The 11,761-nt window shown below is 57.9% G+C and carries 8 protein-coding genes; 7 read left to right on the forward strand and 1 reads right to left on the reverse strand.

Going from position 1 to position 11,761, the window contains the following annotated elements; all coding sequences use genetic code 11:
- Window positions 1-63: 63 nt before the first annotated feature.
- Genes AC6HVW_RS16835 through AC6HVW_RS16845 form a run of 3 tightly spaced genes read left to right on the forward strand, consistent with a single transcriptional unit; the run spans window position 64 to window position 4,805 of the window.
- Window positions 64-1,461 (forward strand): TolC family outer membrane protein, encoded by a 1,398-nt coding sequence (locus AC6HVW_RS16835; protein WP_447889651.1) that lies wholly within the window; start codon window positions 64-66, stop codon window positions 1,459-1,461.
- A 25-nt stretch (window positions 1,462-1,486) separates the two neighbouring features.
- Window positions 1,487-3,625 (forward strand): type I secretion system permease/ATPase, encoded by a 2,139-nt coding sequence (locus AC6HVW_RS16840; RefSeq protein ID WP_447889652.1) that lies wholly within the window; start codon window positions 1,487-1,489, stop codon window positions 3,623-3,625.
- Between the two features lie 10 nt (window positions 3,626-3,635).
- The gene (locus AC6HVW_RS16845; RefSeq protein WP_497569560.1) at window positions 3,636-4,805 is read left to right on the forward strand and encodes an HlyD family type I secretion periplasmic adaptor subunit; all 1,170 of its coding nucleotides are present in this window, start codon (window positions 3,636-3,638) and stop codon (window positions 4,803-4,805) included.
- A gap of 359 nt (window positions 4,806-5,164) precedes the next feature.
- Here the strand turns inward: AC6HVW_RS16845 and mltB are convergent, their stop codons facing one another.
- Window positions 5,165-6,244: a lytic murein transglycosylase B gene (mltB, locus tag AC6HVW_RS16850; RefSeq protein WP_071682374.1), complete on the reverse strand. Its 1,080-nt coding sequence runs from the start codon at window positions 6,242-6,244 to the stop codon at window positions 5,165-5,167.
- Window positions 6,245-6,511: 267 nt separating this feature from the next.
- Between mltB and AC6HVW_RS16855 the strand changes: the two genes are divergently transcribed.
- The 4 genes from AC6HVW_RS16855 to AC6HVW_RS16870 all read left to right on the forward strand — a co-directional run bounded on the left by AC6HVW_RS16855 (window position 6,512) and on the right by AC6HVW_RS16870 (window position 11,529).
- Window positions 6,512-7,249, forward strand: coding sequence for a carbonic anhydrase (locus AC6HVW_RS16855; RefSeq protein WP_059199878.1), 738 nt, complete (start codon window positions 6,512-6,514; stop codon window positions 7,247-7,249).
- Between the two features lie 201 nt (window positions 7,250-7,450).
- Window positions 7,451-7,924: a (2Fe-2S)-binding protein gene (locus tag AC6HVW_RS16860; RefSeq protein ID WP_071682376.1), complete on the forward strand. Its 474-nt coding sequence runs from the start codon at window positions 7,451-7,453 to the stop codon at window positions 7,922-7,924.
- A complete protein-coding gene (locus AC6HVW_RS16865; protein ID WP_071682377.1) occupies window positions 7,921-10,191 on the forward strand; it encodes a xanthine dehydrogenase family protein molybdopterin-binding subunit in 2,271 nt (756 codons plus the stop codon). Before AC6HVW_RS16860 ends, AC6HVW_RS16865 begins: the two co-directional genes overlap by 4 nt.
- Window positions 10,192-10,197: 6 nt before the next feature.
- Entirely contained in the window at window positions 10,198-11,529 is a 1,332-nt protein-coding gene (locus AC6HVW_RS16870; RefSeq protein ID WP_071682378.1) for a c-type cytochrome, read from the forward strand.
- The last annotated feature ends 232 nt before the right edge of the window (window positions 11,530-11,761 follow it).

An 11,761-nucleotide genomic window follows, 5' to 3' on the forward strand; every position in this document is an offset into this window, starting at 1 on the left:
GTCACAATAACAAAACCGAAACGGCAACCCAGCGCAGTTATCGGCATAGATGTGGTAGCGATAATGAAAAGACACCTTTATGGCATGGATGGAACTCGGCTCACGCTACGGCGCGCGGCCACAATCGGACTGTTTTTGGGCGGATTAGGCGGGCTGACAGGTCAGACTCTCGCCGCACCGCAGGTCGAATTTAACTGGCAAGCTGCGCCGACAGAACGTTCGGTAATGACGCTGACGTTACAGGATGCGATCCTGCGAGCCTTTGCTCGTAACCCGCAGATCGCCCAGGCTTCGGCGCAGATTAACGTGGGTAAAGCCGATCTGGCGCTGGCACAAAGCGCCTGGTTCCCGCAAATTGCCCTCAACAGCAATTTTGGCAAATCCAGCCAGACCGACTCCTCTGGCACCTTGAACAACAACGCCTCGGCAGGCGTGACCCTGAACCAGTTGCTGTATGACTTCGGCAAAACCAGCGGCAGCATTGAGGAACAGAATAACCTCTCCGATGCCTATCGCTACACGCTGTACCAAACCATGACCGAGGTGGGCCAACAAACGCTGCAGGCTTACCTACAGGTCAAGCGCTATCAGGACTTGGGCACAGCGGCGGAGCGCAACCTGGTGTCACTGAACCGGGTCAAGGAAATTGCCGAGCTGCGGGCCAATGCTGGCCTCAGTTCACAATCCGACGTGTTACAGGCGCAAACCCGCATCGCCGGGATGAACGCCACGCTGGAACAGTATCGCGCCCAACACCGTTCAGCCCTGGCGCAGCTTTCCGTACTGACCGGCGTCGTGCCGGATAAATTACCCGACCTGCCGCAGCAACTGTTGCAACAGAAAATCACCCTCAAGTCGCTGCCCTATCAAAAAAGCAATGCAGTGCTCAGCGCCCAGGCCAAGCAGGAAGCCGCGACCCAGCGCATCCGCCAGGCCGAAGCCCAGCACTGGCCTACCATCTCGGTTCAAGCAGGCCGCACCCGCTATGAGAGCGATGGCAACGATGCCCAATCCTATTGGAACGATCAGCTGCAACTCGTAGTGCAGGCACCGATCTATCAGGGCGGCGCGGTCAATGCCAAGGTCGATGCCGCCGAGGGCGATCGCCAGGCGGCACAGGCTCAGGTCGAGGCCGCCAAGCTGGATATGAACCAGAAAGCCTCCACCGCCTATGCAGACCTGATCGGTGCGCAGCAGCGAGAGCTGGCCGGAGCACAGCAATTGAGCAGCGCTGACTACACCCGCAGCGTCTATCAGGACGAGTACAAGCTCAGCAAGCGCAGCCTGAACGACCTGCTCAGCGTGGAACAAGACGTGCTACAGGCAGAAAGCTCACGCGTCATCGCCCTGTACGACGGCTGGGACGCGGCGGTGCGCTACGCCTCCGCGGTCGACAACTTATTGGATATGTTGGGTATCGAGCGCCAACGAGCCAGTGGCGACAACTTACCGTCGCTATAGTCTGAATGATTTGCCAGGAGCGCTTATGTCACAACCTGCATCACTCGAAACCTGGATCGCCGCCATGGCCCGAGCGGCCAACGGCTACGGTCTGGCTGTCGATATCAAATCCGTCCGCCAGCAAATGCGCTGGTATGAACAACTGCCAGCCCCGCGTCGGCTGGAACGTCTGGGCCACCTGATGGGGCTTAGCGTCAGCTTGCAGCCACGGGAGAAAGTCCGCTGGCGCAATGAGATCCTGCCCGCGCTGATCGAGATCGACGACGGCGGCCTGATGGTGATCGAATCCCTCGATAGCGAGGGCAAGGCGCTGTATTGGCTCAACGACAGCGGCGACGTGCAACGAGAGGCCGAGCTGGTGGAGCTGCTGCTGAAAGGGCAAGGCACCATTGTGCTGCTGGGAGCGGCGAAGCGCGGGCAGGATGCGCGCATCGACGACTTCGTACAGCCCTATCGCAAACACTGGTTCTGGCAACATTTTCGCGGGGCCAAACGGCAAATCGGCGAGATCTCGCTGGCATCGATCATCAGCAACGTGCTGGCACTGGCCGGTATTCTGTTTTCGATGCAGGTCTATGACCGGGTTATTCCGGCCCAGTCTTACTCCACCTTGTGGGTACTGTTCTTTGGGGTGCTGATCGCGGCGGCGCTGGAGTATGCCATCCGCCTGTCGCGCACCGTGATCTCCGATCTGATGGGCAAGAAAATCGACCTGAAGATCTCCGGTATGCTATTTGCCCGCGCCCTGGCGATCAAAAACGAAGCGCGGCCAAAATCGACCGGCTCGTTTATCTCGCAGCTGCGGGAGATCGATCAGGTGCGGGAGTTGCTGACCTCCACCACCGTGGGAGCGGCGGCGGATATGCCGTTCGTGTTGCTGTTCCTCGCCATTATGGCGCTGGTCGGTGGCCCGCTGGTGTTTATCCCGATGCTGGCGATCCCGCTGATCGTCATTCCTGGCATCTTGCTGCAATGGCCGATGGCCAAACTGGCGAAGGAAGGCATGCGGGAAAGCGCGCTGCGCAACGCGGTGCTGGTTGAGTCGATCGAAGGGGTTGAGGATATCAAGGCACTGCAAGCCGAGCCCTACTTCCAGCGCCAATGGGAGCAGACCCACGCGGTCAGCGCCAACATCGGTATGCAGCAGCGGCTGTGGGGCGCACGGCTCAGCGGTTGGGCCTCGACGGTACAACAGTTGACCTATGCCGGTATGCTGGTGTTTGGCAGCTATCTGGTGCTCGCCGGCGATATCACGACCGGTACCATGGTGGCCTGTAGCCTGCTTTCCTCACGTACCATCGCCCCGCTGATGCAGTTGACCATGGTGTTCTCACGCTGGCAGCACGCCAAAACCGCCATGACCGGCCTTGACGATCTGTTGAAGAAGCCGCTCGACAAGCCGGAAGAGGGCAAGATGGCTCATTGCCCGGTGCTCAGCGGCCATTTCCAACTGCGCAGTCTGCAATACAGCTACGACGTGGAGAAAGGGGATAACTCGATTACCGTCAATAATCTGGAGATCAAACCCGGCGAACGGGTAGCGATCCTCGGCAAGGTCGGCGCGGGGAAATCGACGCTATTGAAGCTGCTCTCCGGTCAAGCCAGCGCCACCCGGGGCAAGGTGATCATCGACGGGGTTGATATCAGCCATATCGACCCCAGCGATGTACGCCGCCAAGTGGGCTTTCTATCCCAGGAGTCCCGGCTGTTCTTCGGCAGCCTGCGCCAGAACCTGATGCTCGGCCACCCTCACGCTACCGAATCGGAAATGCTCCAGGCGCTGCGGATCTCGGGGGCACTGAGCCTGGTACAACAAGATGCCGCCAGCCTGGATCGCATTATTCATGAAGGAGGCCGCGGCCTGTCCGGCGGCCAGCGCCAGATGGTGTTGTTGAGCCGTATGATCCTGCGTAACCCGCAAATCGTGCTGCTGGATGAACCCACCGCCTCCATGGATGAACAGTTGGAAGAGTACGTGATCCGCCAGATGCACGGCTGGCTCAGCGGCCGCACGCTGGTGCTGGTCACCCATCGGCCAGCGTTGTTGAAGCTGGTGGATCGCATTGTGGTGCTGGATAACGGCCGCGTGGTGGCCGATGGGCCAAAGGATCAGATCCTGCAGGCAGCCAATAAGCCGATCAATAAAGAACAGGGCGTAGCATGAGGAGCAAGCAATGAGCAATATCACCATGCAAGACGATCTGGCACGCCAGGGGCGGCGGCATTCCTCGGTACTTTGGTTGACGCTGTTGGGGATGATCCTGTTTGTGGTTTGGGCCTATTTTGCCCTGCTCGATGAGGTCACCGTCGGCACCGGCAAGGTCACGCCCTTAAGCCGGGCGCAGCTGATTGAGAGCCTGGACGGTGGGATTATCGATCACCTGTATGTGCATGAAGGGGATATCGTCAACAAGGGCCAGAAACTGGCGCAGTTGGATGTGAAACGCTTCCAGTCCAACTATGGCGAGGCCTTTTCCCGCGTACGCACCCTGCGCGCCTCCGCCGAACGCCTGCGTTCCGAGCTGACCGGCGAGCCACTGCAGTTCAGCGCCGATACCTTGAAGGAGCCAAGTCTGGTGGCCCGTGAACGCCAGCTGTATGAATCCCGCAAGCGCAACCGCGATGAAACCGTCACCAACCTGCAGCAATCCATGCAATTGGTTCAGCAGGAATTACGTATGACCGAACCATTGGTCGCCAAGGGGGCCGCCGGTCAGGTTGAAGTGATCCGCCTACGGCGGCAGGTCAGTGAGCTGCGCGGCAAGATTGACGAGGCTCGGAACCAGTATGCCGTACGCGCGCGCGAAGAGCAGGTGAAAAACAACGCCGATCTCGACGCCCAGCTGGAGCTGGTGAACGGTAAGGAAGATCAGTTGGAGCGTGCCACCATGGTTTCGCCGGTGCGTGGGATCGTCAAAGACATTCAGGTGACCACCGTGGGCGGCGTGTTGCAGCCGGGCGGTAAGCTGATGGAGATCGTGCCGTTGGAAGATCAGTTGCTGATCGAAACCCGTATCAATCCACGAGATATCGCCTATATCCGCCCTGGCCTGCCCGCCACCGTAAAAGTAACCGCCTATGATTCGTCGATCTACGGCAACCTGAATGGCGAGGTGGAGAACGTTTCCCCGGATACCCTTCAGGACGAGGTCAAACGCGACCAGTATTACTACCGGGTTTACGTGCGCACCAAGCAGGCGGAGCTGATGAATAAGGCGGGTAAGAAGTTCCCGATCGTGCCGGGAATGGTGGCCAGCGTGGAGATCAAAACTGGGCAGAAAAGCGTGCTGGATTACCTGATCAAGCCGCTGAACAAGGTGAAAGAGTCGTTGCGGGAACGTTGATGCCCCCTCACCCCAACCCTCTCCCACAGGGAGAGGGAGCTGATAGCCCCTGCTCTGTTGGGAGAAGGAGGTCATTTCAGCAACCTTTGATTGTCACTTCAACCACCGGTGCTTATGTAGAATCACTACATTTTAAGTCCAACTCGATCGGTCCCCTCTCCCTGTGGGAGAGGGAGCTGATAGCCCCTGCTCTGTTGGGAGAAGGAGGTCATTTCAGCAACCTTTGATTGTCACTTCAACCACCGGTGCTTATGTAGAATCACTACATTTTAAGTCCAACTCGATCGGTCCCCTCTCCCTGTGGGAGAGGGTTAGGGTGAGGGGCAGATCTCCGAGCTAAAATCAATCACCCAAAAAACTCACTGCCCGCGCCGAGCCCTGCCCACCGCTTCACCCAACTGCCACACCGCCATCGAATAATGCACGCTGTGGTTATAGCGGGTGATGGCGTAGAAGTTCGGCAGGCCGTACCAATATTGATAACGGTTGCCCATATCCAGGCGCAGCAGGCTGACCTGCTGATTACCTTCCAACGACCCTTGCGGCGTCAACCCAGCCGCAGCCAGCGTAGCGACCGAATAATTGGTTTTAAAACCGGTCTCTAAACCAGGAGCCTGGCCATTAGCTGGCACCGCCACCGTTGCTCCACGCGTCCAGCCATGAGCTTTGAAGTAGTTGGCTACGCTGCCGATGGCATCCACCGGATCCCACAGGTTGATATGGCCGTCGCCGTTGAAGTCAACCGCATAGCTCTTGAACGACGAAGGCATAAACTGGCCGTAGCCCATCGCACCGGCGTAGGAGCCACGCAGGGAAAGCGGATCGTCGCCTTCGGCACGCGCCATCAGCAGGAAGGTAGCCAATTCACCGCTAAAGTACTCGGCACGGCGTGGGTAGTTAAACGACAGCGTCGCCAACGCATCGATAATGCGCGTTTTGCCCATCACCCGGCCCCAACGGGTTTCCACCCCGATAATACCCACGATAATTTCTGGCGGTACACCGTAAACCTGGTAGGCGCGCTGGAGATCCGCCTCATATTTATTCCAGAACACCACCCCGTTCTGCACGTTATCCGGCGTCAGAAATTTGTTGCGATAGCGGATCCAGGCGCCGTTTGGCGACGTCGCTGGCTTGCCAGCGGGTGCCTGCTTATCCATCAGCGCCACCACCCAGTCCAGTTGTTTGGCTTGGGCCAATACGTCATGCAACTGCTGGCGTTCAAAGCCGTGCTCCTGCACCATCTTGTCGATAAAGCGCGCCGTCGCCGGATTATTGGCAAAGTCGCCGCCCAGCGGATGAATGGCATGCTCCGGTTCAAGCACAAAGCCACTCTGCACCAGGCTATCTGGGGGGGCCAATTGCTCGGTAGGTTTAGGCTCGCTGCTACAGGCAGCCAGCAAAGGGATCAGGGGTAAAAGCGTAACCAGGTGACGCATCGGATATCCATATAGGCCAGGCAAAAAAAGTTGTCGCTATGTTAAGCCATTGTCTGGCGCGAACAAACAGGAATCTGGTTCCCGGCGGCCTCATTTTGTTCACAAAATATCCAGCTGAAAAGCAAGGGCACATATACACTTACTAGTGCTTACCTTTATCAAGGCGATACCCGTTCAACGCCACTACGCCCGGTTGTTTCATTACCTCTGGGAACTGGCGCAATCAACGTGTTTTCTCTCCAAAACAGCACACGAGGAATAACGTATATGAGTAAGCTCCCCGATCAAGAACCGCCACGCCGTGCCCTGCTAAAACGTACCGCAGCCCTTTCAGTATTAGCCATGACCGGCATTGCCGGTTTCACCGCACCTTCAGTGGCCTTTGCCGCCGCGATGACCAAAGAACAGCGCGATAAAATGACGCCGGACGACATCATCGCCAGCTTTAAACAAGGCAATATGCGCTTTCGGGAAGGCAAAATGCAGCAGCATGACTATGTCGCCCAGAAGCAGGCCAGCGCTCAGGGGCAGTTCCCAGCAGCAGTCATTTTAAGCTGCATTGACTCACGCGCCCCGGCAGAAATTCTGTTTGACGTCGGCATTGGCGAAACCTTTAACGCACGCGTTGCTGGTAACATTCAGAATGACGACATTCTAGGCAGCATGGAGTTTGCCTGTGCTGCTGCCGGAGCCAAAGTGGTCCTGGTGATGGGGCACACCGCCTGTGGTGCGATAAGAGGCGCTATCGAGAATGTCGAGCTGGGTAACCTGACCGGATTACTCAACAAGATCAAACCGGCCATCGACAAAACCGAATTCAAAGGCGACCGCAGCGGTAGCAACTATGATTTTGTTGATGCCGTCGCCAAAACCAACGTCGAGCTGACCATCGCCGATATCCGCAAAAACAGCCCGGTGCTGAAAAAGCTGGAAGAGGAAGGAAAAATCAAGATTGTGGGCAGCATGTACCATCTGGACGGCGGCAAGGTTGAGTTTCTCGCTTAACCCTTAGGTAACCCCTCACAACAGCGGTGGGCATTGGCTCGCCGCTGCTTATAACTATTCTTGAGTATCAATGCATTACATCACATCTTGTTTCAATAATTATTCTGCTAATTATTAAAAATCCCTCTTTTGATCAAACAAGCCCCCAGCCATCAACATAGAATTCACAAAAAATTAAACTCATCAAGGATAGGGTTTTACATGGAAATTAAGGTTAATGGCCGTTTGGTCGCACTGAGCAACATCCCACCAGAGACTCCCCTGCTGTATGTCCTACGCAACGATCTACAACTCAACGGCCCCAAGTATGGCTGTGGCCTGGGCGAATGCGGTGCCTGTACCGTACTGATCGACGGCGTTGCGACCCGTTCTTGTTCCACCCCGCTGTCTGCTGCCCAGGGGAAAGCGGTCACCACGCTGGAAGGGCTAAGCCATGAAGGCCATTTACACCCGGTGCAACAGGGCTTTATCGATGAACAGGCCGTGCAGTGTGGCTACTGCACCAACGGCATGATTATGACGCTGGTGGCGCTGTTTGAACGCGATCCCCAAGCCAGCGAGCAACAGATCAAAAACGAATTAGCCTTCAACCTGTGCCGTTGCGGTACCCATCTGGAAATTCTGGCTGCGGCGCAACAGGCCAAGCGGCTTCTGGCCGAGCGCGGTGCCCAATGATGGAGATGCAAATAACCCGTCGCCGCCTGCTGCAGGCGGGGGGCGTAGTGATGGTCAGCAGCCTGTTACCCTTCAACGCGCTTGCGGGCAGCCCTGCCACTACAGGTAAAGCGATCCCTCTGGACCGCATCAGCAGCTTTATTGCCCTCAGTGCCGACGGCAAAGTGACCGCATTTAACGGCCACGTCGATCTCGGCACCGGCATACGCACCTCACTGGCGCAGATTGTCGCCGATGAACTGGACGTGGCTTTCGACGATGTCACGCTGATCCTGGGCGATACCAATCGCACGCCCGATCAAGGCCCAACCATCGCCAGCGCCACCATTCAAGTAACCTCGGTTCCCTTGCGTCAGGCGGCAGCGCAGGTGCGGCAATTGCTGGTGGAACTGGCTGCTCTTGCCTTCAAGCGCCCGGCCGCACAGCTGACAACTGCCAATGGCTTCGTGTTTGCCCCAGATGCCCCCTCAGCCCGCCTGAGCTACGCCGAACTGGCGCGTGGGCAGGATCTGCATCTGCCGCTGGACAGCAATGTAGTGCTGAAAAGCCCGCAAAGCGGCCAGTATGTGGGCAAACCGGTGGCACGCGTCGATATTCCGGCCAAGGTTCGCGGCCAACTGACCTATGTGCACGATATGCGCCTACCAGGCATGTTACATGGGCGGGTAGTGCGCCCGCCTTATGCCGGAGCAGACAGCAGCGCGCCATTGGGAAAAGCGATGATTTCCGTCGATCGGGGATCCATTGCCCACCTGCCCGGTATTGTCAAACTGGTGGTCATCAATGACTTTATCGGCATCGTCGCCGAGCGTGAGGAGCAGGCGATCGCAGCCATGCGCCAACTGAAGGTACAATGGCAGCCCTGGGCCGGGTTACCGGATCTGTCTTTGGATAAGCTGCACGCGACGCTGGAAGCCATGCCGAAAGCCGAGCGAATTCTGCGCGACGATCCGGGCACCACCGACGCCCTTGCCGCAGTCGCAACGCAGGTCAATGCCGACTACGTCTGGCCTTATCATTTACATGCCTCTATCGGCCCTTCCTGTGCCGTGGCCGAGGTAAATGCGCATCAGGTGGAAATCTGGTCCGGTACGCAAAACCCCCACGACCTGCGCAAAGACATTGCCAAATTGCTTGGCCGTGAGCCGGAGCAGGTGCATATCAACCGCATGGAAGCTTCCGGCTGCTATGGACGTAACTGTGCCGACGACGTTTCTGCAGATGCGGCCTTACTGTCACACGCCACCGGCAAGCCGGTGCGGGTGCAGTTGATGCGCGAGCAGGAAGCGGGTTGGGAGCCTAAAGGTACCGGGCAATTGATCCGCGTACGTGGCGGGCTGGATGCCAATCATCAGGTCGCCGCCTATGAGTTGAGGACCAGCTATCCCTCCAACAACGCCGTTACCCTGCCGCTGATATTAACCGGCAAAGTTGCCAATCGGCCAGACGTACAGCAGATGGGGGACCGTACCGCCGTGCCGCAATATGAATATCCGCATATGCGGGTGATTGCGGAAGATGCAGCACCCATCGTGCGGGCTTCCTGGATGCGTGGCGTGTCGGCGCTGCCGAACGTGTTTGCCCATGAAAGCTGGATCGACGAGTTGGCCTACCTCGCCAAACAGGATCCGATCGCCTACCGGCTGCAATATTTAACCGATCCGCGCGCCATTACGTTGATCCACGCGCTGAAAAAACAGGCCAACTGGCAGGATGGGCCAGCCCACCGTAATCCGGTGGCCGAGGATCAAGAGGTGGTCAATGGCCGAGGTTTCGCCTATGCCCGTTACTTCCACAGCAAATTCCCCGGGTTTGGTGCCGCCTGGGCGGCCTGGGTCTGCGATCTCAGCGTTAATCGCCGCAACGGGCAGATCACACTGAACAAGATCTACGTGGCCCACGACTGCGGGCAAATCGTCAATCCGGCCGGGGTGCGCCATCAGGTGCATGGCAACATCATCCAGTCTGCCAGCCGGGTCCTGAAAGAGTTTGTCACTTTTGACCACAGCGGAGTGACCTCACTGGATTGGGGCGGTTACCCCCTGCTGCGGTTTGACGAACTGCCAGAAGTGGATATCCAACTGCTGGATAACCCGCATGAACCGCCGATGGGAGCAGGGGAATCCGCCTCCGTACCGAGCGCTGCCGCCATCGCCAATGCGTTATTTGATGCGCTGGGCGTCAGGCTGCGCGAAGTCCCCTTCACCCCGGAACGGATCCTGAAGGCTTTAGCTACTGCCACCTCTTCCAGCCATGCAAACGGGTAACACATTATGCACAAGATAAAGAAAATCGCCGGGCTGGGCGCGCTGGCCGTTGCCATCATCGTTGCCGTGGGGGCGATTGCCACCTGGCAGCCAGAAATGGTGCAAATCGATCGTCTGGATACCCATACCTTCAGCCAGGCACAGATTGAAAAAGGTGAGCGTCTGGCCGCCGTTGGTGATTGTGCGGTTTGCCACACGCGCCCCGGTGGCGAACGCAATACCGGCGGGCTGGCAATGGAGATCCCGTTCGGTACCATCTATACCAGCAATATTACGCCCGACCTGGAAACGGGGATTGGCGGATGGTCCTATCCCGCCTTTGAGCGCGCCATGCGCCACGGGGTCGATCGCCAGGGCAATTACCTCTACCCGGCTTTCCCCTATACCGCATTTACCCGCACCAGCGACGAAGATCTCAAGGCACTGTACGCCTACCTGATGACGCAGCCAGCGGTGCACTACCAACCGCCGAAAACCTCATTACATTTCCCGTTCAATATCCGTCAGGGGATCGTGACCTGGAACTGGCTCTATCTGACGCCCGGTGCCATGCAGCCAGACGCCAGCCAGAGTAAAGAGTGGAACCGGGGGGCCTATCTGACGGAAGGGCTGGGCCATTGCAGCGCCTGCCATTCGCCACGAAACTTCCTGTTTGGGGAGCAAGGGGGCAGCAAACATTTGAGCGGTGGTGTCGCAGAGGGCTGGACCGCTCCGGCCCTGACCGCCAACGCTCAGTTACCGCTGGCCTGGAGCCAGCAGGATCTGCTGACCTTTATGCAAACCGGCTACTCCGCTAACCACGGTGTGGCTGCTGGGCCGATGGCACCGGTGATCGAGGAAGGTCTTTCTCAGTTGCCGCCAGAGGATTTGCAGGCGATTGCCACCTATTTACGCTCTTTCCATCCTCAGGATGAAAGCCTCCCGGGTAAGGCCGCAGAGATCAACCGGTTGGCGGAGCTAAGGGTTGAGCCACTGACTTCGCAGGGAGCACGGATTTTCTCCGGTGCCTGTATGGCTTGTCACTCCCAGGAGAAAGGCGCGCAGATGCAGGGCGTACGCCCTTCCCTGGCCCTGAACAGCAACCTGTATAGCAGCAGCCCGGATAATGCCATCCGCGTGGTGCTTTCCGGTATCCAGCAGCCGGCCAAAGGCGAATTAGGCTATATGCCTGCGTTCCGTTATAACCTCAACGACGAGCAAATCGCTGCGCTGCTGCAGTATCTACGGCAGGACTTTACCAAGCAAAAACCGTGGCCTGATTTGCAGCAACGGGTGGCTGAACTACGCGCGGAGACTGACCCCTCACCCCAACCCTCTCCCACAGGGAGAGGGAGCTAGTACGGCGTTGTGGTTAGGTAAGAGAGGCGAGCTGTGACACCTGTTGGATAATCAATGGCCACCCGGAGATCGCTGCGCCCTCACCCCGACCCTCTCCCACAGGGAGAGGGAGCTGAACGGGGCGCGTGGCAGGGCGCAAAATAATTCTGTAACTACTTAATATAAAGACAAATCACTGTAATTCAGTGACGGCTCGAACGGTCCCCTCTCCCTGTGGGAGAGGGTTCGGGTG

This window comes from Serratia sp. NCCP-200 (assembly GCF_059697885.1).

Coding starts and splice junctions, on each gene's coding strand:
- AC6HVW_RS16860 (WP_071682376.1), top strand. CDS start 7,451: ATGGAAATTAAGGTTAATGGCCGTTTGGTCGCACTGAGCAACATCCCA.
- AC6HVW_RS16840 (WP_447889652.1), top strand. CDS start 1,487: ATGTCACAACCTGCATCACTCGAAACCTGGATCGCCGCCATGGCCCGA.
- AC6HVW_RS16865 (WP_071682377.1), top strand. CDS start 7,921: ATGATGGAGATGCAAATAACCCGTCGCCGCCTGCTGCAGGCGGGGGGC.
- AC6HVW_RS16870 (WP_071682378.1), top strand. CDS start 10,198: ATGCACAAGATAAAGAAAATCGCCGGGCTGGGCGCGCTGGCCGTTGCC.
- AC6HVW_RS16855 (WP_059199878.1), top strand. CDS start 6,512: ATGAGTAAGCTCCCCGATCAAGAACCGCCACGCCGTGCCCTGCTAAAA.
- AC6HVW_RS16845 (WP_497569560.1), top strand. CDS start 3,636: ATGAGCAATATCACCATGCAAGACGATCTGGCACGCCAGGGGCGGCGG.
- AC6HVW_RS16835 (WP_447889651.1), top strand. CDS start 64: ATGAAAAGACACCTTTATGGCATGGATGGAACTCGGCTCACGCTACGG.
- mltB (WP_071682374.1), bottom strand. CDS start 6,244: ATGCGTCACCTGGTTACGCTTTTACCCCTGATCCCTTTGCTGGCTGCC.